At 34.0% G+C, this 20,776-nt stretch carries 26 protein-coding genes; 5 read left to right on the forward strand and 21 right to left on the reverse strand.

Annotated features, from left to right (window positions below; all coding sequences use genetic code 11):
* Positions 1–28: 28 nt before the first annotated feature.
* Together AC1DKZ_RS11595 and AC1DKZ_RS11600 are read right to left on the reverse strand one after the other, a co-directional pair.
* Positions 29–364 (reverse strand): hypothetical protein, encoded by a 336-nt coding sequence (locus tag AC1DKZ_RS11595; RefSeq protein WP_002085171.1) that lies wholly within the window; start codon positions 362–364, stop codon positions 29–31.
* 11 nt (positions 365–375) lie between these two features.
* Entirely contained in the window at positions 376–1,545 is a 1,170-nt protein-coding gene (locus AC1DKZ_RS11600; RefSeq protein WP_002013097.1) for a ParM/StbA family protein, read from the reverse strand.
* Between the two features lie 209 nt (positions 1,546–1,754).
* Between AC1DKZ_RS11600 and AC1DKZ_RS11605 the strand changes: the two genes are divergently transcribed.
* The gene (locus tag AC1DKZ_RS11605; protein ID WP_078185610.1) at positions 1,755–2,156 is read left to right on the forward strand and encodes a hypothetical protein; all 402 of its coding nucleotides are present in this window, start codon (positions 1,755–1,757) and stop codon (positions 2,154–2,156) included.
* Positions 2,157–2,197: 41 nt separating this feature from the next.
* Here the strand turns inward: AC1DKZ_RS11605 and AC1DKZ_RS11610 are convergent, their stop codons facing one another.
* The 6 genes from AC1DKZ_RS11610 to sleB all read right to left on the reverse strand — a co-directional run bounded on the left by AC1DKZ_RS11610 (position 2,198) and on the right by sleB (position 6,643).
* Positions 2,198–2,734, reverse strand: coding sequence for a DUF1697 domain-containing protein (locus AC1DKZ_RS11610; RefSeq protein ID WP_404492609.1), 537 nt, complete (start codon positions 2,732–2,734; stop codon positions 2,198–2,200).
* A gap of 164 nt (positions 2,735–2,898) precedes the next feature.
* On the reverse strand, positions 2,899–3,396 hold the full coding sequence (locus AC1DKZ_RS11615) for a GNAT family N-acetyltransferase (RefSeq protein WP_242245678.1): 498 nt from the start codon (positions 3,394–3,396) through the stop codon (positions 2,899–2,901).
* Between the two features lie 27 nt (positions 3,397–3,423).
* The gene (locus tag AC1DKZ_RS11620) at positions 3,424–3,780 is read right to left on the reverse strand and encodes a hypothetical protein (RefSeq protein ID WP_002085167.1); all 357 of its coding nucleotides are present in this window, start codon (positions 3,778–3,780) and stop codon (positions 3,424–3,426) included.
* A 104-nt stretch (positions 3,781–3,884) separates the two neighbouring features.
* Positions 3,885–4,481 carry a YhcN/YlaJ family sporulation lipoprotein gene (locus tag AC1DKZ_RS11625; RefSeq protein ID WP_002085166.1) on the reverse strand — a complete coding sequence of 199 codons (597 nt, stop codon included), beginning with the start codon at positions 4,479–4,481 and terminating at the stop codon, positions 3,885–3,887.
* 26 nt (positions 4,482–4,507) lie between these two features.
* On the reverse strand, positions 4,508–5,848 hold the full coding sequence (ypeB, locus tag AC1DKZ_RS11630; RefSeq protein ID WP_476996271.1) for a germination protein YpeB: 1,341 nt from the start codon (positions 5,846–5,848) through the stop codon (positions 4,508–4,510).
* Between the two features lie 15 nt (positions 5,849–5,863).
* Positions 5,864–6,643, reverse strand: coding sequence for a spore cortex-lytic enzyme (gene sleB, locus AC1DKZ_RS11635; protein WP_113936330.1), 780 nt, complete (start codon positions 6,641–6,643; stop codon positions 5,864–5,866).
* 144 nt (positions 6,644–6,787) lie between these two features.
* Between sleB and AC1DKZ_RS11640 the strand changes: the two genes are divergently transcribed.
* Complete coding sequence (locus AC1DKZ_RS11640) at positions 6,788–7,120, forward strand: DUF3889 domain-containing protein (protein WP_002147449.1); 333 nt, start codon at positions 6,788–6,790, stop codon at positions 7,118–7,120.
* 66 nt (positions 7,121–7,186) lie between these two features.
* Here the strand turns inward: AC1DKZ_RS11640 and AC1DKZ_RS11645 are convergent, their stop codons facing one another.
* The 5 genes from AC1DKZ_RS11645 to kynU all read right to left on the reverse strand — a co-directional run bounded on the left by AC1DKZ_RS11645 (position 7,187) and on the right by kynU (position 11,666).
* Positions 7,187–7,810, reverse strand: coding sequence for a Pr6Pr family membrane protein (locus AC1DKZ_RS11645; RefSeq protein ID WP_215575840.1), 624 nt, complete (start codon positions 7,808–7,810; stop codon positions 7,187–7,189).
* 20 nt (positions 7,811–7,830) lie between these two features.
* A complete protein-coding gene (locus tag AC1DKZ_RS11650; RefSeq protein WP_476996272.1) occupies positions 7,831–8,748 on the reverse strand; it encodes a serine hydrolase domain-containing protein in 918 nt (305 codons plus the stop codon).
* A gap of 126 nt (positions 8,749–8,874) precedes the next feature.
* Complete coding sequence (gene kynA / locus AC1DKZ_RS11655) at positions 8,875–9,714, reverse strand: tryptophan 2,3-dioxygenase (protein WP_044444363.1); 840 nt, start codon at positions 9,712–9,714, stop codon at positions 8,875–8,877.
* A 33-nt stretch (positions 9,715–9,747) separates the two neighbouring features.
* Positions 9,748–10,377, reverse strand: a complete 630-nt coding sequence (kynB, locus tag AC1DKZ_RS11660; protein WP_476996273.1) for an arylformamidase — start codon at positions 10,375–10,377, stop codon at positions 9,748–9,750.
* Between the two features lie 2 nt (positions 10,378–10,379).
* Positions 10,380–11,666 carry a kynureninase gene (gene kynU, locus AC1DKZ_RS11665; RefSeq protein WP_476996274.1) on the reverse strand — a complete coding sequence of 429 codons (1,287 nt, stop codon included), beginning with the start codon at positions 11,664–11,666 and terminating at the stop codon, positions 10,380–10,382.
* 159 nt (positions 11,667–11,825) lie between these two features.
* Here kynU and AC1DKZ_RS11670 point away from each other — a divergent pair, with 159 nt between their 5' ends.
* The gene (locus AC1DKZ_RS11670) at positions 11,826–12,437 is read left to right on the forward strand and encodes a TetR/AcrR family transcriptional regulator (protein ID WP_476996275.1); all 612 of its coding nucleotides are present in this window, start codon (positions 11,826–11,828) and stop codon (positions 12,435–12,437) included.
* A gap of 47 nt (positions 12,438–12,484) precedes the next feature.
* Here AC1DKZ_RS11670 and AC1DKZ_RS11675 read toward each other — a convergent pair whose 3' ends face one another.
* The 6 genes from AC1DKZ_RS11675 to AC1DKZ_RS11700 form a co-directional block, all read right to left on the reverse strand.
* Positions 12,485–12,724: a DUF3953 domain-containing protein gene (locus AC1DKZ_RS11675; RefSeq protein WP_002136675.1), complete on the reverse strand. Its 240-nt coding sequence runs from the start codon at positions 12,722–12,724 to the stop codon at positions 12,485–12,487.
* Positions 12,725–12,745: 21 nt separating this feature from the next.
* The gene (locus AC1DKZ_RS11680) at positions 12,746–12,991 is read right to left on the reverse strand and encodes a DUF3977 family protein (protein WP_000873838.1); all 246 of its coding nucleotides are present in this window, start codon (positions 12,989–12,991) and stop codon (positions 12,746–12,748) included.
* Between the two features lie 115 nt (positions 12,992–13,106).
* Entirely contained in the window at positions 13,107–14,957 is a 1,851-nt protein-coding gene (locus AC1DKZ_RS11685) for a sigma-54-dependent Fis family transcriptional regulator (protein WP_476996276.1), read from the reverse strand.
* Positions 14,958–15,271: 314 nt separating this feature from the next.
* The gene (locus tag AC1DKZ_RS11690; protein ID WP_002127705.1) at positions 15,272–15,610 is read right to left on the reverse strand and encodes an NIPSNAP family protein; all 339 of its coding nucleotides are present in this window, start codon (positions 15,608–15,610) and stop codon (positions 15,272–15,274) included.
* Entirely contained in the window at positions 15,583–16,179 is a 597-nt protein-coding gene (locus tag AC1DKZ_RS11695; protein ID WP_107886811.1) for a GNAT family N-acetyltransferase, read from the reverse strand. The genes AC1DKZ_RS11690 and AC1DKZ_RS11695 overlap by 28 nt, the downstream gene beginning before the upstream one ends.
* Before the next feature lie 12 nt (positions 16,180–16,191).
* The gene (locus tag AC1DKZ_RS11700; protein WP_476996277.1) at positions 16,192–16,962 is read right to left on the reverse strand and encodes a DeoR/GlpR family DNA-binding transcription regulator; all 771 of its coding nucleotides are present in this window, start codon (positions 16,960–16,962) and stop codon (positions 16,192–16,194) included.
* Positions 16,963–17,213: 251 nt separating this feature from the next.
* On the opposite strand from AC1DKZ_RS11700, the gene AC1DKZ_RS11705 reads away from it, so the two are divergent.
* A complete protein-coding gene (locus tag AC1DKZ_RS11705; protein WP_060751402.1) occupies positions 17,214–17,705 on the forward strand; it encodes a hypothetical protein in 492 nt (163 codons plus the stop codon).
* 49 nt (positions 17,706–17,754) lie between these two features.
* Here the strand turns inward: AC1DKZ_RS11705 and AC1DKZ_RS11710 are convergent, their stop codons facing one another.
* Positions 17,755–18,411, reverse strand: coding sequence for a DUF4085 family protein (locus AC1DKZ_RS11710; RefSeq protein WP_476996278.1), 657 nt, complete (start codon positions 18,409–18,411; stop codon positions 17,755–17,757).
* A 220-nt stretch (positions 18,412–18,631) separates the two neighbouring features.
* Here AC1DKZ_RS11710 and AC1DKZ_RS11715 point away from each other — a divergent pair, with 220 nt between their 5' ends.
* Positions 18,632–19,225, forward strand: coding sequence for a hypothetical protein (locus AC1DKZ_RS11715; RefSeq protein WP_000914462.1), 594 nt, complete (start codon positions 18,632–18,634; stop codon positions 19,223–19,225).
* Between the two features lie 168 nt (positions 19,226–19,393).
* Here AC1DKZ_RS11715 and lpdA read toward each other — a convergent pair whose 3' ends face one another.
* Positions 19,394–20,773 carry a dihydrolipoyl dehydrogenase gene (lpdA, locus tag AC1DKZ_RS11720; RefSeq protein ID WP_431181749.1) on the reverse strand — a complete coding sequence of 460 codons (1,380 nt, stop codon included), beginning with the start codon at positions 20,771–20,773 and terminating at the stop codon, positions 19,394–19,396.
* Positions 20,774–20,776: the final 3 nt, after the last annotated feature.

Below are 20,776 nucleotides of genomic sequence, written 5' to 3' on the forward strand. Positions count from 1 at the left end.
GATGGGCTCTACCTATATTTTTCTATGCTTAAAAAAATGGACAATCTAACTGATCAACAGATTCCCACGATTTTTTTTTTACATTTTCGGTGGATTTACTATTTTCTAGTGGTACGTGTTTAAATGGATTCATTTCAACTTTTAATAGAGATGATGGTTCTATATATAAAGAAAAAACATGGCTACTTGGCAAGGTTTTTGATACATCAATATCTCCTACTTGTTTAAATAATTGCTGGGCCGCAAAGAAAAAGAAATTAGTTGGATTAGATTGTTTATTAAGCCAAGCAATCATTTCAGGCGATACTGATTTATTAATATTAATTTTCACTCGATCACCACGTTTATATCGCCTAGATCGCATACTTCCACCAACTAACTTATCGTTAAGTTTGTAAACCCTAACTCTTTTTGCTTATGCTCTCTATATTTTGGCGAGCATGTATATACTAATAACCCGCGAGCATTGGTGAATAACGGGTTATCTACAAAAATCACATTTTTCAAGCGTCCTTTTTGTTTCAAAATCATTTTTAAGCTATTTTTAATAATAACTGCGCCCCCACCATAAATAAATACATATGGATCGTCTTTCATATCATCAATTTTGTTAATAATATCCGTTGCGACACGTGCTGCTAAACCTAAAAATGCTGGCTGCGATTCCTCAACTAACAATGCATTTCTTGGGTGCTTTTCATTTAAATAAATTTGGTTAAATTCTGTAATGCTATCAATTGTTTTCGTAGGATATTTCCGATTCCATCTCGTAATAATTTGTAGTAACGTTTCTTTTACACCGTACGATAATCCTTTACTTAATTGCGGACGGAAATTTACCCCTAATGAAACAACTTCTTCCGTTGTCCCCGCGCCAATATCAAAAGACAATAAAGTTTTATCTACAAAATCAATTTCTGAAACTTGATTTTGTTCACATTCTATTTTATGTTTCACAACATTTCCTTCCTCATCATATACAATCCCCCACGTCCCAGAAGCGCCTTCAGGTAGACATTTACAAAACTCAATAGAAACATTAATCGTAACATCGCGTCCATTTGGATAATGGAATATGACCTTGTGATTACCCATATACCGTTTCGCATTTTCAGCAGCAATTTCCTGTGTAATAAGTTGCATTGGAAGAGCAACAGATAAATCATAACGAATATTAATATGACTTGAAGTTGGACTTTGACGCATAGCACTTATCGCTAAACCTGAAAGGATTGTAATGACCATTAATTCATCAGTAGATTTATTTGATTTCTTCTCCACTTCAGTACCTTTTAATTGATCTTGAATCACTTTTTCTCCAACGATGTATCGTACATTATTTAACATTAGCGATGGAGAACTAATGGTCACATCAATGTGATTCTCTAATTCTGACGATGAAACTTCACCCTCATCTAACAACCCCGTAGACTCACCTATATATAAAGAATAAATACTCGGAATAAAAATAGGTTCCTGCCCTTTCACCATTAACTTCAAACCATTATTTCCTGCATCTGCACCCGCTTTTAAAAGAATAGACATAACTACCCCCTAAATTAATCTGACATCCCTTCCAAATATATGCGAGCCCATTCTTTTACATTCAAATGTATTGTAATTTTTTATTTATCTCAAAAATAAAACATCCTAAACATTCACTTCATATGTAAAAAACGTTTGACATGAAGCTTTTCCAATTTTATACTATGGATGTAAAGAGTTTTTTACAAAAGTGGAGGTGCAATTATATATTGAATACTAAAAAAATTATTTTTGTAATCATAACTTTATCTTTAATCGCTATACTTGTACATGGCACATACAAATACATAACTGAAGGTTCAATTTTGGGCGGGACTATTTTCGCTGCCTCTTTAATACTTAGTAATTTAATAAATCATATTACATGGGGAAATCCAAACGGAGTATCGGAAGAAAGTCAAGATGAGATGGGACAACAAATTACCTATAAAAGCTTTAAAATTTCTTATTTTGTACTTATGTGTGTGATGTTTCTTATTTTAATATTTTCTGAAGGATTTTCATCCCTATTACTCGATGAAATAAAGAACCTACCTCTGTTTATCGCACTTTGTTCTTCATTTTTTATTTATCCTATCGTTGAACTCATTGTCGCAAAACAATATAAATAAAAAAAGTGGTTTTCTAAATGCAGAAAACCACTTTTTTATGTTTAAATACCTTCTGCTATTGCTTTCAGTTTATTCACAGTCCGCCAGTTCCTTACTGTAGCTGGCGTATGTAATTTTTGAAACTGGTTCATTAGTTTAGAATTCCGAATACTTTTTTTGAAAAATAAATACACTACTCTTCCTTCGATATGGCAGTCTTCTATGTCACTTTTGTACATAAGTAACCGCTTACTGTCTTCTTCAGAAAGTAGATTAGCTAAAAAGGCCACATGTACACTTTCTCCTTCTAATAACGAATGGGTCTCGTAAGGACACTTTTTAATAATATTAATAAATTCATCATTTGCTCGTAACATGACTGGAACATTGAAATCAAAAACGTTGTTAATTTCACATTCAATTCGTTCCTTTAAAAAACTTATCTCTTCTTCTGACTCAAACACTACATTTCCACTTTGAATATATGTTTTCACTCTTTTTAACCCTATTGATTCAAACATTATTTTCAAATCTGCCATTTTGATTACTTTATGTCCACCTACATTAATTCCCCGTAGTAGTGCAATATAAATTGTCATATGCTTACCCCTCACGTATTTACATGCTTAACAAGCGAATTGTTTTGCACCTTCATGTTTCTCGAATACTTACTTTAATACATCTAACATATCATGTACGGAAAATATCTCAAATTAAAAAACTTACTACATGATTTTTTTCAAGAGTAAGCTTTGTTATCTCATTATCTCGTTATAGGTAAATGTAATATGAATTGTTGTCCAATTGGTCCCATTCTTCTAAACCCTTTATCTTGAAATCCAACTTTCTCATATAACTTTTGTGCCGGAATATTTTTTTCATTTACAGCGAGAATCACTTCATTTTTTATTGGATAATAATATTTTACAAAGTCTTGTAATAACGCCAATGATTTTTTAGCATATCCTTTCTTTTGTTTATTGTGATTAACGGAAAAAGAAGTTAAAAGTATGGCATCCTTATTTTCTGTAAACTCCTGTACCCTATCACCTGTTTGTAATATAAATACACCGACAGGTACTCCGTTATAGTCTAAAATAACAACTACATTTTTCGTTCGATCATTTTTCGCTTTCTCCAGTAATTCACCTGGATTCGCTGTAAATTGAACTTGTTCACTTGGTAAAGTAAATGATTGTATTATCTCTTTATATTGCTCCTTATACGGCACTAATTGTATTTCGCTTGTATGTATGTTCATGCTTAACTCTCCCATTCCTTCAAGTTATTAACTTAAACCTTGCTGTGTTTTAGAATGCACTTTTCCATCCAAAAATGTTATTTTAGCAAATGATTTTGGATCGTTTCCTTTCCAAGCAAAAATTTGCTTAATTCGTGTAGAATGTTCTTCCCCTTCTTCTATGAGTAAATCCCCTTCAAAACCGATTAAATCTTTCACTTCTAAATAAGTCATTCCTTCATTAATATTTGAGAAATGATTTATATTAATGGTCTCTTGCTTTTTATTTTCCGTTATAGTAGAAGACATAGCTGTTTTCTTCTTCACTTCTTTCTTCTGGTCACACGCTGTCATACTAAAACCTATGCATAAACTACCTAATATGAGTGCGCTTTTTTTAATCATAACGGCTGTCCCTCCCCTCATTATTAAACCATATATTCCCTTGAAAATAAACTGAATATTTAATCTTACAGAAAAACCCCGTACAATTTAGTACGGGGTTTTCACTATTTTTTCAAATGGTTATTTGACTGATCTTCTTGTTCTTTTCGTAGTTCTTGTTCTTCATCTTTTGGTAATTGTTTATCATTATCTTTAATCGGATTCGTTTCTCTATTTTCAATCATATCATTTGGAACTTGCGGCATTACTCGGCCAACAATTGCTGCTAATTCATCAAGTATGCCTTCACCAGTTTTACCTTTTTTAATTTGCTTGCCTATTTGTTTTAGTCTTTCATACGTATCAACATCTGCTACAACGACTGCATTTGCACCGTTCGGGTCATTCTTTAAACTTTCTGCAACAGAATACTTAATTGACTCAACGCGAGTTCGATCAAGTTTCGCTTTCACATCAATACCTACAACAGCATATTTCCCAACTACTACTGCTGTCGCATCGTTTACACCAGGTATACTTGCAGCTAAAGATGCCAGATGATCAGCAGCTTTTTCATTTGGCTTATTTGATTTATTTGTATACGTAACATTTTTCATCGAGACATTTTTTTGTTCTGGCTTTTCATTAGGATTGTCTTTTTTTCCAATGCTACATCCAGTAATAACGAAACAAAGCATTAACATATATATAATGATTTTCATTATTTTCACCACTTTATCATTGATGTTTAATCATAAATTTTTTCAACAGCTTGCATCTTCTTCACTTTTTCTTCTGCTCCGCTATTTGCGTTAATGAAAATTTGGTACGTATCTTTCCCTAAAGTACCAATATATTCATAACAAAGTACTTCATTATGCAAGTCATTTACTACTACAGCTTTACGTTCTTCCATAACTTTTACATCGGGGTTAATTTTCTTTCTCGCCTCAGCAGCGGTTAGCTTCGCACTCGGAATCTTTCGTTTTTGATGTGATGCTAAATATTCCTTTGCGGAAAAACCAACAATCGACCCATCATCTAAAGCAATTTTCATTTGGATTGCTTCTGGATAAATACGCACTCCATTTTCACTTGCAACGTACGTAAACACACCGATATTATCATATTGAGAGCTATCAAACAGCTCCATATTTGTAAACTTGTGATCCTTTAAAAATGTTAATCCTTTACTTCCTGCATCATTTAAACTAATTTTTTGCTCTTTAATTTCTCGGTTGTTCATTACCCAAATTGGATATCCACCTTTTCCGGTAATATCCATATAATACTCATTGTTCGTTGCTGGATCTTGAATTTTCACACTGTAGAATGATTCTTTTGCACCTTTTCCACTTTTCTCAACTTCTACTTTTTCATTCCCTTTTAAGTTTAAAAATGATTTCGCGATTTTTTCCGCTTCCTCTTTCGAAATCGCCTTTCCTTTTGCCTCAAATCCGCCTTTTTTATTCTTTTGTGCACTTGTAAAAGTCGGTCCAAAGTTTGTGGACGAGTATGAGGTTACATTCTTTTCTACCGTCTTTAATCCATCGATAATTGTGTTATCTGCTGGGTCTTGGTTTGACGCAAGAGCCATTTCTACATCCATCCAGCGAAGATTATTTTTCAATACAAGATGCTGCACTTTTCTCAGTTCATCTTGTATATTTGCTGCATTTGAATATAAACCTTGTAACGTTTTATATTCTTGATCATTTAACGGATCTTTTTCTAAATCACGAACCGCTGCACGATAACTAAAATCACCGATATTCGCAAGAAACTCTTCCGTTTTATTAAATGGCATTAATGTTAAAGGTAATTGTCCTACATCAGAACGAGCCTCTGATGTTAAACGCCATACATCTACTAAAGCTGGCGATAATGAGGAACGTGAATTCATCGCCAGTGTTGTTCCAATTTTATCGTGTAATAAATCAACTTCATATGCTAAATCATGAAACGCACGCTGATAACTATTTTCCGCTCGAATTAATACTGCATTTTTCTCTTGATGCTCTTTATAGCCCCAATACCCTGTTCCGACTACACCTACTGTTAACAATACGATGATAATACCTCGTAACATGTTTCCACCTCCGCTCTATTTACAGAAAATATGCTTACCAATTTTTTTAATTTGTGGACGAGTCCAAATCCATTTACTTGTCGCAGTATCTGGGTTGAAATAATATAATGCATTCCCAGTTGGGTCCCATCCATTGATCGCATCTAATACGGCTTTTTTTGCATTTTCATTTGGCGTTAAATATATTTGTCCATCTGCTACTGCTGTAAATGCTCTCGGCTCAAAGATTACTCCTGAAACAGTATTTGGAAATGATGCACTTGTGACACGGTTTAAAATAACCGCAGCTACTGCAACTTGTCCTAAATACGGCTCACCACGGGATTCTCCGTATACAGCGTTTGCCATTAACTGAATGTCATTTTGAGAATAACCGTTTGGAACATTTGTCCCTGTACTTTTTGGCGGCTTATTTTCCTGTGTACCTCCACCACTGTTCCCTTTATTAGTTGTAGTATCTTTATTAGCGGTCGACTTATCATACTTCGTTGCCTTTACAAGCATTTGCTTCGTTTTAGCACCCGCTAAACCATCAACTGGTAATCCGAATTTTTGCTGAAAGTTTCGAAGTGCCCAATATGTACCCCATCCGAAAACACCATCAACTTTCCCCGTATAAAATCCGTTATATTTCAAACGAGTTTGCAGTTCAATGACATCTTCTCCAGAAGCTCCCCTTTGAATCACTTGATTAGAAAAGGCTTCTACATTTTTGGTTTGTATACTACTGACCATCAAAGATAGTCCCACAAATACAAGCAAAATCGCTATCTTGAAAACAGCTTTTTGACGCATGTATTTCCCTCCTTAATTACGGAAATGATTTCATGGTTATGTTTTGTAAAACCCTCGTTTTTATGTAAAGAAGACAAAAAAATCCAAACTTATATGCATAAAGAAATATGTAAATAATATAAAAAAAGACAAAAGGAGCTTATTATGAGGCATTTCTTCGCACGCACAGCATTTATAATTTTTTTAATAACAACATGTTCAACTATATATACTGGTCCATCTATAGTTCACGCACAGCCACCCTATGCAAAATGGGGTAAACTGGCCGTTGAAAAAACGAAAGAACAATATCCGAAAGCAGAGATTATTGATTACCTTCATATAGGTAGAAAACCAAAAACTGTTCAAATAACAGTTGAAAAATTTAAGCTGTGGCTGCGTGAAGGTGGGAAAGAATATGGTGTTTTTGTTGATGTAGAATTCGATACGAAAACAGAGAAATTTTTAAAGATGTCCTTTCACAAAACAAATCGGTAGAACAAATAAACCCCTCTGTTTTACTTAAAACAGAGGGGTTTATTCATACACATTTAATAATGAAAGTTATTGTTTTAAACTTAAAGATCGATTCCCTAACATTTTCACCAATCCACAAATACCTCCAATAACAACTGCTATCCCTATACTATATAAAAACACTCTACCATATCCCCCTATTCTCGGATCTAAAAACGGATATGGGTACCAATTAACGAATGGACCTCGTATTAAGCTATAGACAACATATAAAAGCGGGAAAACAAGCCAACTCGCAGCCTGTTTCCATGTAATGGTCTTCGTAGGTGGATTTATAACCCAATCTAAAATCATCGCTAATGGCATGATGTAATGAAGCACAGTATTTACCCACGGTATTGGTGTTTGAAGTGACTCTTCTAATCCCCTTAATAACAAAAAATAAATAAGCCCTGTAGTCAGTATGTATACTGTAGCTGCACCTCGAAGAACTCCAAACTGCTCCGAACGTCCAAATAGGGTTGTCCCTAAACTACTTAATAGAAGAATTACCGCCACTAAAATGTTGCTTTCAATTGTGAAGTAACTAAAAAAATTAACTGGATTGAACGGTTTCACTTGTGCTCTTGTAACAAATTGAGTAACAAGTGCACTAAACGCTAAAAGACTTAAAAATAATCTTAATATCGCTATCATTTTTGCACTTCTCATAAAACACCTCCTGTCTCTTCTTATTTATGATTGGAATTCTCTTTTATATGCTCTATAAATAACTTTAATGGTACGAGGCCACGTTTAGGCATGTGACTACTAATTACTGCTACGATCTCTAACTGTGGAATGATAATAATGTATTGCCCTCCGTATCCCATAGCAAAATACATACAATACGGTATGTGAAATCTTTCGTTATTTAACACCCACCAGTGATATCCATATGCCCCGACATGTTCATACGTTTCAAATAGAGCTGTACTTGATTGCTCTAACCATTTCGATGATATAATTTCATTTCCCTTCGAATATCCATTCTGCAAACATAATTTTCCTAACTTTAATAAATCTATAGATTTCATTTTCATACCAAATCCGCCGACATATGTACCTTGCGGGTCTTGTTGCCACTCATATTCCGTAATGTCTAACGGCCCAAATAAATATTTTTTGGCAAACTGCTCTGTCGACATACCAGTTGCTTGTTGAATGATATAACTAAGTAAGTGAGAAGAACCTGAATTATAATTCATTTTCGTACCCATTTCTTCAATAATCGGCTTTTCTAAAATGTATTGCACCCAATTGTCTGATTCCACAAAATCATTCGGGAAAACAACCCCATTTCCGAACTCTTTCCAATCTTCTCCTGTTGTCATCGTTAATAAATGATACAGCGTTAGTTCCCTCTTTTCCTCCGGCACATTTGGAATCCATGTTGTGATTTGTGTATGTATATTATTTATAAATCCTTTATCAATTGCGATACCAATTAATATAGATACGATACTTTTTGTAATCGAATTAATTTTAAATAAGTCATTTGCACAGTCTATCGTTTTATAGTACTCAGTCGTTAATTCCCCCTTTTGATAAACAAGAAATGTATTAACCTTTTTCTTTTCAAATTTATTTTGTAATTGCTCGAAATTCAAGAAATCTTCCTCCATCTAAATGGTTATGTAATATTTGTAGTTCATCTCGTTCTCTCTATTAAATCATATTTGTTATTAAAACAAAAAAATAAACTTGCCAGCCTTTATTAGCTGACAAGTTTATTTTTATAATTTCGTTCGAACGTTCCAAAGCTCTGGGAAGAAGCATTGATCAAGCACTCGTTTTAAATAAGATACACCAGAAGAGCCACCTGTTCCCATTTTATGACCAATAATTCGTTCTACCGTTTTCATATGACGGAAACGCCATTGTTGCAGCCAGTCTTCAATATCGATTAATTTCTCTGCAAGCTGATATAAATCCCAATATTTCTGCACGTCCGCATACACTTCTATCCAAGCCGCTTCTACCGTTGCATCCTCTTCGTAAGGCTGCGTAATATCACGATTTAACACATCTTTATGAATTGGGAATCCTTCTTTAACAAGCGCTTGTATCGCCACATCATACAAACTTGGTGCATGAAGTGCTTTATGAAGACGAGCATGTAATTCTGGGTCCTTTTCATAAATTTTTAATGCATGTGGTGTTTTATAACCAAGTGCATATTCAATCATTCGATATTGATACGATTGAAAACCTGAAGCCTGACCAAGTGAATCGCGGAACTCAATATATTCTGATGGCGTTAATGTCGCAAGAATATCCCAAGATTGAATAATTTGCGACTGAATTTTTGATACACGTGCTAACATTTTAAAGGCTGGTGGTAATTTATCTTGTTTAATAGATTCAATCGCCGCATTCAGTTCATGTAAAATTAATTTCATCCAAAGCTCACTCGCTTGATGGATGACGATAAATAACATTTCATCATGATGATCTGATAATCTTTGTTGACTAGATAATAAGCTATCTAGCTGTAAATACTCTCCGTACGTCATATTCTCCTTAAAATCCGTATGAATCCCTTTTTCCATAATTACCTTTTCATTTTCTTTCATATTAGCCAAACGCCCCTTTGTGTTCATTTCTACTTATATTGGTCTAATAACAGCTCGAACTGGACTCCCATCCGCATCTGTTAATGCAAGTGGTAATGCAATAAGTTCGTAATCGCCGTCTACTACGTGATCTAGTACGACATTTTCTAAAATGTGTATTCCATGTTTAAATAATTGATGATGCGCTGCTAGTTCTTTATCATCTAAAGGATCAACAGATGGTACATCTACTCCGATTAAACGTATACCTTTCTCTGAAAGAAACGGTGCTATATCTGCGCGTAAATGCGGGATTACATCTGGGAATTCATTTGCTTTACCATGTGAAGATGTACGTAATAACAATCGTTCTACACCTTCTAAATGAAAGTTTTCTAATTCTTTTTTCCCGATGCTTTCAAGATTAGAAACGTCAATGATTCGCGCTGGGCCAACATAAACTTGAATATCTAAATCCAACACCTTCTTACCGTCATTATCAAAATGAAAAGGTGCATCAATATGAGTACCTGTATGGATACTCATCGTTAACTTTCCGACATTTACTGAACCACTGTTTTCTTTTGACCATGAAACTTCATACGAGAACGGTGTATCCCCTGGCCATGTCGCGATATCATTATTTAGCGGTTGTGAAATATCAATCCACTGCGATGTTTTCATGCTTACGCCACAACCTCTCGCTTATTTTCAAAGTTCTTATATTCTTCCTCTTTCATAATTTTCTTTAAAATTTGTACAGAGTTCCATACTTCCTCATACGTATTGTATAAAGCAACTGGCGCAAGTCTAACTCCATTTGGAGCTCTAAAGTCTGGAATAACCCCATTTGCTTTTAACGCTTTACAAATACGTGCCGCCTCAGCATGTTCTAAATAAATATGCCCGCCTCGTTTTTCATCCTCTAATGGATTTCCAATTGTAAATTCAAAGCCTTTTAATTCATGTTCAATTAAATCAAGCATATATCTCGTAATATGTAATGATTTTTCACGTAACTTTTCAATGCCAGCTTCTTTAAAAATTTCAAGAGAACCAATTAATGGTGCCGTACTCAATACGTGAGGTGTCCCTATTTGATAAGCTCCAGCATGGTCAGCCGCAGTTAATGAATGCTCCATATCAAATTGCTTATCTTTTCTAGAACTAAACCAACCAGATAATCCTGGGAGTCTATTAAAGTGTTTATTATTTACATAAAGGCCTGCAACACCACCAGGACCTGCATTTAAATATTTATAATTACACCATACAGCGAAATCTACATCCCACTCTTTGAAATGATGTGGAATAGATCCAATTGAATGACATAAATCAAATCCAATATGAATACCACGTTTATGAGCTTCAGTTGTTAATCGCTTCATATCAAGAATTTGTCCGCTTCTATATAGTACAGAAGGCAATAAAATTAAAGCGATATCATCAGTCATCGCATGAATGATATCTTCCTCATTTAATGTTCTACCATCTCTGCTCTTTACTCTCATTAGGTGCTCATCTGGATCTAATCCTTTTAAACGAATTTGACTTTGGAGCGCATATATATCTGACGGGAACGTTAATTCATCCGCAAGAATCTTTGTCCGAATCCCTTTTGGTTCATAAAAAGTTGCGATTACTTGATGAATATTCGTTGTCGTGGAGCCGGTTACAATCGTCTCTTCTGACAAAGCTCCAATAAGAGGTGCAGTCAATTCCCCTAGCTTTTCTGATAGGAAGAACCAAGGATGTTCTCCTTCAGTCCATCCATCAATTCCATACTCTTTCCATGAATCTAGCAAAGTAAGTAATGATTTTTCTGCTCTTTTTGAAAGCAACCCTAAAGAGTTACCATCTAAATATATTGTTCCTTCTTTTTTATAAAATTCAGATTGAAAATCTTTCAGTTCATCATGTTTATCACATTCAAGCGCATACTCATAAGCTGGTTGAAATGGTTCTTTATACATGGTGTCACCTTCTTTTAATTTTCTTTTTATTCTAACTAATTGAAATATATCACTTAAATTGATATAACGTCAATGATATTATGTCAGTTGACTTTATATACGAACTTCTTTTACAATACAATTATATTTTCAGATATTTCAGTATAAAGAGGTGATTCCTTGAAAAATTCTACTCTTTCAACAAGAAAACACCGCTCCTTAGAAACAAAAAAGAAACTATTACATTCCGGTTATACTATGTTTATAAAAAACGGATTTCAGAAAACTACAATCACGCAAATTATTAAACATGCAGAAACTGGTTATGGAACAGCATATGTATATTTTAAAAACAAAGATGCTCTCCTCGTCGTTTTGATGGAAGATGTTATGCATCGCTTTTATGATATTGCTGATCGCTCTTTTTTACCTCAAACAAAGGCCGAAGCACGAGATATGATTCAGAATCAAGTGCGCGCTTTTTTACAGTTAGCACAAGAAGAAAGAGCTATATTACAAGTTGTTGAAGAAGCAATAAGAACCTCAAAAGAAATACGTCAAAAATGGGATGAGATTCGCGAACGCTTTGTAACACGGATTATACAAGACATTACTCATTCCCAGGAAAATGAATTAGTACGAACTAAGTTAAATAAAGAGATTGTCGCATGCGGCTGGTTCTCTATGAATGAAACGTTTCTTTGGACAATCGTGCAAAATGATAAAGAACTGGAATTAGAAGAAATTGTACATACTTTAACGGTAATGTATACGACGGGGTTATATAAATAGCACATTATAACCTCAAACAACCGTTACTCAATATGCTTAGTAACGGTTTATTTAAAATATTTTATTAACGATACAATAATACAAAAAAGTGATGTAAGTAATAGCAGAATCCCCATATTCTTATTCTCTTTTTCATCCTTCTTAACGTTGTGTATCCCCATACCGGCAAGCATAAAACCTAAAAGTAATTGTAAAATGAGCATACTTTGCTTCGAATCATCATTCCAACTGTAAATAGAATAGCCCATTATAATAAAAGCGAGTATGAATGTGATAATTCTAATCATAAAAACACCCCCTGTTTGATTCTATTGTTTTAACCTACTCACCATCCCAACAATAAACTTATACTCAGCTCTACTTTTTCTTACTTTCTTAAAGCCCTCTTTCGTATCAAAAATAAAACACGTTTTCCGAAACCAAATCCGTACATATAAAGACTCAAAATAAATTGGTTTAATAATTCCTCGTTCCTCGAATTCAGTTCCATCTTTATTTTCGGTTTCCGTTCGAATGAACCACCTATTCCCGATTCCAATTTCAATATACTTCACATGCTAACCCTCTTCAGGAAATCTTCTTTCTAATTATTCTATTATTTCCCTGGCAAGCGCACATTCCGACAGAACGTGAGCCCATAAAGAAAAAGTAGATTACAAAAATCTACTTTTATAGCCTAAATTTTTGCATTCGTTTATAAAACGTACTGCGCGGCACAGCTAATAGTTTTGCAGCTAATGAAACATTTCCGTTCGTCTTTTGCAACGCTTCAATCATGCTATCACGCTGTATTTTTTCACGGAAATTTAATGTATGCTCCGTTTTATTTTCTGCTTGCAATTCAAGTTGATGTTGATTTCCCATCATTGTTTGTAATAAAAAAGAGATTTGTTTTTCGCATATTTCCCGTCCTTGCGACAAAATATATATGCGTTCTAATACATTTAATAATTCTCGAATATTTCCGGGCCATGTATGCTGTGAAAATTGATTACAAATACTCTTTGGAAATACAACATTCCAATCTTTTCGTTCACAAAAATGTTGTATGAAGTACGGAATATCCTCTTTTCTTTCTATTAACGACGGAACATATAGCGGATAAACATGTAAACGATAATATAAATCTTGACGGAATTTCCCTTCTTCTACTAATCGTAGTAAATCTTTATGTGTCGCAGTAATAATACGAATATTTACTGGTACCTCTTTTGAACTACCAATTGGGGTTACTGTTCGTTCTTGCAAAACACGCAATAATGCCACTTGCATCTCTGGCGGTACTTCACCAATTTCATCTAAAAATATTGTTCCTCCATCTGCTTGTTCGAATTTCCCTTTATATCCTTGGCGCCGCGCACCTGTAAACGCACCTTCAGCATAACCGAATAATTCACTTTCCATTAATTCTTTCGGTAATGAACCGCAGTTAACAGCTATAAAAGGACCATTTTTTCTTGGACTATTTTCATGAATCGCTCTCGCTACATGTTCTTTCCCTACACCTGTTTCACCACATACATATACACTAGCGTCAGTTGGTGAAACAAGCTTAATTTCTTCTAAAGTATGTTGAAATACGCTGCTTGTCCCAATAACTCCAGGAAAAGTAATTCCGTTTATAAATGGGTAAGTAGAAAATAAATTTTCTTGTTTATTTTCCTTTAAGTAAATACATTTCCCGATCATTCTATCATTACTATATACCGGTACCTCTAATTTAGGTTTCAATCCATTGTGCATTAAATCTTCAAGTTTCATTCGTGACCAATTACATACTCGTTCACGAACCCTCTTGCTCGCAGAAACGATAACATCACGATGGTTACAAATAACAACTTGTTCATCACTGTCAATTACATCTAAAAAACGGTGGATTAAATGCAGTTCATTTTGATGTACTCGAATACTACATTCACGTTCAATCGCATGCGCGATCGAAGTTACCATTCCGAGCATATATGGATGTGAAAACTCAATTGGACAGGAGAAATCTAGAACACCAATTAATTTCCCATCATCATTATGAATCGGAGAGGCCGCACAGCTCCAGCTATGAGATGCGACAGAATAATGCTCTGTACCACTTATCATAATAGCCTCTTCAATCTGTAACGCTGTTCCTATCGCATTTGTACCAACAGCTGCTTCCGTCCATTTCACACCTTCAATAAAATTAATATGTTTCGCTCGTTTCAACGTTTGCTGATTCCCACTTAATGATAGAACATAACCATCTGGATCAATTAATAATGCCATCATTTGCAGTTCATCAATGGTTTTTCTCATATTTTGTATTTGAGGTATTGCTATATCAAGGAAGATTTCACTCTTTTTCTTTTGATCCTGAAAAATATCAGAAGACAAAATTTTCTGACCTTTATTCATGTGAGGATTCACATTTGCTTGTTTACATCGATGCCATGACTCTGAAATTCTTTCGTTTATACGGTTCGAATCAAGGACTCCTTCATCAACAAACTTTTTCCATGTATGTAAGTAAAACGGTGAAGCTAACATTGTATCATCTCCCCTATTAATTGTTTTGGAGATTTATAAAACATACTTTTATTATAAAACTGAATAAAAGCGTTTTCAATGCAACTAGAAAGATGACACAAATATGTTAATAATTTGAATATCTTAATGAACTTCTTTATTCTTTTTTAGTAGAACTATATTTTGTATAATGGACGCAAAGAAAATACATAACCAAAACCACTTTTGTGGATTGCCGTTTATAAAGAAAACTATCACCGCTATTGCAAATAAAATGGTGGATGCTAAACTAAAATATAATTTTGTTTTAATTCCCATTATTCCTCACCCCTCTATCACTTTACAGTACATACTAACTCTTCATTTTTTAACTCTAATATGTACTCCTGTAAAACATATTCTTTCCCGCCATGTTTTTCATACCAATCATGTATTCTTTTAACATGTATCTTGTCGCTTCTAATTTTTGATTCAATTTCTTTATACTGTTCATAACTATCATATTCCCATATTGCAAATACTTCAGTCGTACCATCATTATTATCTTTCATCCAGCGTCCTATTAAACGAGAACCATATTTTATTTGATTAGGTAAATTAGTATCATTGAAATGATCATTAAATATTTCTATGAATTCATTTTTTACTACATAGTATTTCCTTCTGTAAAACATACTTCTTCACCTCTTTTATGAAAAGTATCAGTAAACCTTCCCATTACTACCGTATTATAATACTTACCATCCGACAGTTTTTTATCATTTTTTAGAATACCTTCTACCTCCAAACCTAATTTTTTATAAAGTTGGATGGCTTTTTCATTTGTCTCTAACACTTGCAATGATATCTTTTTCACTTCATTTTCATCAGCCCACTGAATAGATTGTTGCAATAGACTCTTACCCATTCCATATCCCCAAAACTCTCTTAAAATACAAACACCAAACTCTACTTTATGGGATAATCTCTTCAAATTTGATCCTTCACATCTCGAAAATCCTACGATTCGGTTGTGCACTTCTGCAACTAAAAAAAGATTCTTCATCTCTTCACTATCTGTTTTTACTATTTTTTGAAACCCTATCTTATCAATAAACCCCTCTCCAGCTTCTCTATCCATATTTTCAGTTTCGCCATCGATCTGAACTCTAATTTCTGATAACTGCTCAGCATCCGTTTGAACTGCAGAACGAACTGTATAAGTTAATCCATTTATATGAAACTCTTGTCCTTTTATAATCATTTCAAACTCCTTTTAAATGAGGTCTATTGACGCTATTACAATTTCTTTACCTTGTTTCTCAAATTGTTGAATCGTTTCTTTACTAGCCCCTTCATCTGTTATTATAAGGTCAATTTCTAACAGTGACTCTCCTTTTATAAAGCAGTCTATTCCAAGTTTATTATGAGGAGCTAAACAAATATTTCTTCTAGCAATTTTACTTACTGTTTTTCCAAAATAAGCAACTTCCGGTGTCGCAGTACTTATACCATTCAATGAAATACCGCCACCTGTAGAGAAATAAAGATCAATAGAGAATCTACTTATCAATTCAGAGGCCAGTGTATCTGTCATATTTCCTGATGGTTTCACTTTTCCACCAATTAAGTACGTATCAATGTTCTTATATTCTCGTAACTTACTAGCAATTTCTAAAGCATTCGTAATAACTATAAATGATGTTTCAGGTAAATACTTTAACATGGCATAATGAATGGAAGCCCCGCCAATAAAAACGGAATCTCCTTCTTGTATGTAGGATACAGCAACTTTCGCAATCGCATCTTCATCTATTGAACTACCACGATAACGTTTCGATGGTTCGGCAGCTAAGTTTCTCACTCGCGTAAGTTCAACTGCACCTCCGTGCGTTCTTTTTAATAAATTCTCTTTCTCCATAATAGATAGATCTCTTCTTATAGAATCAATAGACATATCAAAAATTTCAGCAAGATCCTTTGCGATTACTCTTCCATCTTTCTTAAGTAACTCTAAAATTTTCTCTCTACGCTCTTCAGTAAACATGTTCCCACCACCATTATTGAAGATTCAGAAATTTAATCTTTATTTTAATTATATGCATGCTTTTTCTGTATTACAATATTTTCAATTCTTATTTATTCAGCTTTATACAGTTTTTCTCCCTCTTTCTATCCCATTAACTTAAAAACGAAATAAGTGTATATTTGCATATTCCACAAACATACTTCCATTTACCTTCCTACTGATGTAAAATTATTCCTATGTTTTACTTTTTAATACAGAAAGGGATTACTATGAAATCTATAATTAAAGTAACTTGTACAGCATTATTATTTACAGGAATAATGGCAGGATGTAGTGGAAATACTGCACCAAAACAAGAAAAGAGCGCTTTTGAAAAGAATGCAATGCACTATGGGGAAATATTTAAAAACGAATACTATAGAGCAACTGTTGAAAATGCAAAATTCGATAAAATAGACAAAGAGTGGCGTCTCACAGCTCGCGTTACTATAAATAATGCTCGTGCTGACGGACAAACGATAGATCTTTCAGAAATAAAATATTTCATAAAAGATGAAAAAACGGGTGAAAAATACGAAGGTGAATTTATACAAAATGAAAATGCTAAAAAGGTTCCATCTGAGTTTTCTTTAACTACCGACATTGTATTTAATATGAAAACTTCTCCAAAAGATTTAAATAATATGTATTTATACATAGATAGCAAAGCTGCGCCGTTAACAGATACATATTGGAAACTTGATAATTTAGCATCTAAATAAAAAACAGTCATATAAGACTGTTTTTTTGTTTGTAAAGTTATAAAGTTTACTAGTTACTTTTCTCAAGCAATACATCTTTTGCACAAATCGTCACTTCTTCAAATGGGCAATCAAATAAAACACCCAATTCGAAACCTTCATTAGTAAGATCTATTTCATGACATAACCACCAAGCACCTTCAAAATTTTCCGGAATAGAACATTTCGTTACGCCTGTAAAAGTTACTTCCAGTTTGTCAAATTCACTGCAAGTACCACTGCAATCTAAAGTAATAATTAGCGTATCTTTTGATCTTCTCTCTACTGATTTGACTACACTGTCATGTAGTGAGTATTCATGTAGTTGAACGACATTCTGAGCGAGCTTTTCTTTTATAGCATTATAATTATCTATATAAGCTTGTTCTAAATCATTCATTCTTTTCTCATAATCTTCTGTCCAATCAAGCATAAGTTTCTTTAACTTTTCTGATGGGTATTCTGACTTAATTGTATTATCATGAATGTATGGATGTAGTGACTTAGGTAGAAACTTTAATAAATCTTCTTTCTTTTCTTCCACGTCTTCTCTCAAACTTTTCTTATAATCCATTCCTACCTTTTCGCTCTCTCGCAAAATCTCTTCCCATTCTTCTAATGTTTCTGAGAAAATTAAAAATCCAGATACTTGCATTTCTTTATACCAATCTTTATTGAAATACTGCAATGGCTTTCCTCCTAAAACATTTTAACATCCAACAAAAGCAATGTATCTATTTATTATATCATTCCAATAGCTATTTTTTCTAAAGAATAAATGCAAAACTGTAAATATTCCGCCTATTATTTCTAAAACTTCAGAATATTTACAAAAATCCGAAATTAGAATACATTTTACATGTACAAGTTTTACCTGTACAAAAATCTAAACAAAAAGGGATGGTTATATGTTGAAGAAATTAGTAGCAGGGACATTAGTAGCAGGTTTTGCATTAACTGGAGGATTAGGAGTAGTAAGTGCTGCAGAAAAAGATAATACAATTAAATCATTTGATTATTTAAAAGTTGATGAAAAGAATGTTAATTCATTCACAAAATTAAGCGATCAATCAAAAAAAGACATCCAAATTACTATGGTACTACCTAAGCAAAATGAAAATGGAGATTGGTTAGCTTATGGCTTTACTAGCAGAGAAACATTGAATGCTTTTATTGAAAAGGATAAAAAGGCACTTAAAAATCAAATTAACCCTTTAGGTAGTGGTGCTGGTAGTACCGATTTTTATGAGCATCAAAATAAAGGTGGACAGTATATTTATTGGAGCAGTGGCTTTAAAAACCTACCTTCTAGCTGGAACGACAGAATTTCTTCTGTAAGTACAGCTTCACCTTCTGCAAGTTATTCAACAACACTATGGGAACATTCTTCAACTCAAGGATATGGAAAAGGTGTCTCCTTTAGACACTCTGATTGGTATGGTCAAACTGCTAATTTAGCTGCAGATTGGAACGATATAACTTCAGCTATTGAAATTAAATAGTAACAGCGCATTTCAATTAAATAAGTGAAGAAGTTTCAAAATCACTATACTCTCATCGATTAAAAAAACATGAGAGTATAGTGATTTTTCTAGTATCTTTTTATACATATTGCTACTTAAATATTATTTACTAAAAAGACCAGTCATATTAGACTGATCTTTTTACCTTCAAGCATGTACAGCATGTCCTACTGCCTGCAATAATGCTTCATGGATTGCTTCAGATAAAGTTGGATGTGCTGCAATATAATCTCTCATTATATCAGCGGTTACTTCTGTATGAATCATTACAGTCCCTTGTCCGATTAGTTCGGTTGCACGAGGACCGATAATAGAAATCCCTACAATTTCTTGATATTTAGGTTCCACAATAACTTTTACTTTCCCCGTTTGTTCTCCAATAATAAGCGCTTTTCCGTTCGCTGTAAAAGGAAATTCTCCAATAAGTATATCCCCATATTGCTCTCTTGCTCCTTTTTCTGTTAAACCGACACTAGCAATTTCTGGAGCTGTATAAATACAGCGAGGTACAGCATGATAGTTTACTTTCACATCTTCTCCGCTCGCGTGTAATGCCGCTGTCGTTCCTTCATGGAATGCAACGTGAGCAAGCTGTATTCCACCAATCACATCACCCGCTGCGTAAATATGTGATTTGTTTGTTTGCATATGTTCATTCACAGAAATTCCTTTATTTGAAAATTGAATGCTTGCTTTTTCTAAATCTAATTCTTGTACACGTGGTTTTCGACCGACAGAAACGAGAACAAATTCCGGATTGGCTTCTTGGATACTTCCTTCATATTCAAATGAAGCCTGCTTCTTATAATTATTTAATCCTTTTAAAGCTGCTCCTGTAAATATTTTCACGCCATCATTTTCTAGTTTCTCTCTTAAAATATGTGCGATATCTTCATCTTCACCAGGTAATAATTGCGGTGCCATTTCAACAATCGTAACTTTTGTTCCAAGACGACTATAAATACTTGCAAACTCGCAACCTATTACACCACCGCCAACGATTAATAATGATTTCGGTATATTTTCTAGGGACATTGCATGACTACTATTTAAAATCCACTTCCCATCAAATGGAGCAAAAGGTAATTCAGTTGGTTCTGATCCTGCCGCTATAATGAACTGTTCTCCATCTACTACCTCTTCTTTATCACCGTGTGTAACTCGCATACGGTGATCCGTTTCAAATTTCGCTTTACCTTGTATAACTTTTATTTTATTTTTCTTCATTAAATATTGGATTCCTTGGACGAGCTGCGTTACGATTTGTGATTTCCTCGCCTGTATTTGCTTCCAATCAATTGATATACTTCCTTCGTTAAGTGTAACTCCATAATTATTCGCTTTTCTCACAATGTCATGCACTTCCGCACTTTCTAACAATGATTTCGTAGGCATACAACCGACATTTAAACAAGTCCCACCAAGATCAGCTTCATCAATAAGAGTGACATCTTTTCCATTTTGAGCCGCGGTAATTGCCGCTACATAACCAGCAGGTCCGCCCCCAATAACAACTAAATTACTCATTTT

The sequence above is a fragment of the Bacillus sp. 05T21 genome, from assembly GCF_056396785.1.

Coding starts and splice junctions, on each gene's coding strand:
- AC1DKZ_RS11640 (WP_002147449.1), top strand. CDS start 6,788: ATGAGGCATTTCTTCGCACGCACAGCATTTATAATTTTTTTAATAACA.
- sleB (WP_113936330.1), bottom strand. CDS start 6,643: ATGCGTCAAAAAGCTGTTTTCAAGATAGCGATTTTGCTTGTATTTGTG.
- AC1DKZ_RS11690 (WP_002127705.1), bottom strand. CDS start 15,610: ATGTTTTACAGAAGGAAATACTATGTAGTAAAAAATGAATTCATAGAA.
- AC1DKZ_RS11595 (WP_002085171.1), bottom strand. CDS start 364: ATGCGATCTAGGCGATATAAACGTGGTGATCGAGTGAAAATTAATATT.
- AC1DKZ_RS11645 (WP_215575840.1), bottom strand. CDS start 7,810: ATGAGAAGTGCAAAAATGATAGCGATATTAAGATTATTTTTAAGTCTT.
- AC1DKZ_RS11685 (WP_476996276.1), bottom strand. CDS start 14,957: ATGTTAGCTTCACCGTTTTACTTACATACATGGAAAAAGTTTGTTGAT.
- AC1DKZ_RS11700 (WP_476996277.1), bottom strand. CDS start 16,962: ATGTTTACTGAAGAGCGTAGAGAGAAAATTTTAGAGTTACTTAAGAAA.
- AC1DKZ_RS11705 (WP_060751402.1), top strand. CDS start 17,214: ATGAAATCTATAATTAAAGTAACTTGTACAGCATTATTATTTACAGGA.
- lpdA (WP_431181749.1), bottom strand. CDS start 20,773: ATGAGTAATTTAGTTGTTATTGGGGGCGGACCTGCTGGTTATGTAGCG.
- ypeB (WP_476996271.1), bottom strand. CDS start 5,848: ATGTTACGAGGTATTATCATCGTATTGTTAACAGTAGGTGTAGTCGGA.
- kynU (WP_476996274.1), bottom strand. CDS start 11,666: ATGTATAAAGAACCATTTCAACCAGCTTATGAGTATGCGCTTGAATGT.
- AC1DKZ_RS11625 (WP_002085166.1), bottom strand. CDS start 4,481: ATGAAAATCATTATATATATGTTAATGCTTTGTTTCGTTATTACTGGA.
- AC1DKZ_RS11695 (WP_107886811.1), bottom strand. CDS start 16,179: ATGATTATAAAAGGACAAGAGTTTCATATAAATGGATTAACTTATACA.
- AC1DKZ_RS11620 (WP_002085167.1), bottom strand. CDS start 3,780: ATGATTAAAAAAAGCGCACTCATATTAGGTAGTTTATGCATAGGTTTT.
- AC1DKZ_RS11600 (WP_002013097.1), bottom strand. CDS start 1,545: ATGTCTATTCTTTTAAAAGCGGGTGCAGATGCAGGAAATAATGGTTTG.
- AC1DKZ_RS11715 (WP_000914462.1), top strand. CDS start 18,632: ATGTTGAAGAAATTAGTAGCAGGGACATTAGTAGCAGGTTTTGCATTA.
- AC1DKZ_RS11615 (WP_242245678.1), bottom strand. CDS start 3,396: ATGAACATACATACAAGCGAAATACAATTAGTGCCGTATAAGGAGCAA.
- AC1DKZ_RS11610 (WP_404492609.1), bottom strand. CDS start 2,734: ATGACAATTTATATTGCACTACTACGGGGAATTAATGTAGGTGGACAT.
- kynA (WP_044444363.1), bottom strand. CDS start 9,714: ATGAAAGAAAATGAAAAGGTAATTATGGAAAAAGGGATTCATACGGAT.
- AC1DKZ_RS11675 (WP_002136675.1), bottom strand. CDS start 12,724: ATGATTAGAATTATCACATTCATACTCGCTTTTATTATAATGGGCTAT.
- kynB (WP_476996273.1), bottom strand. CDS start 10,377: ATGAAAACATCGCAGTGGATTGATATTTCACAACCGCTAAATAATGAT.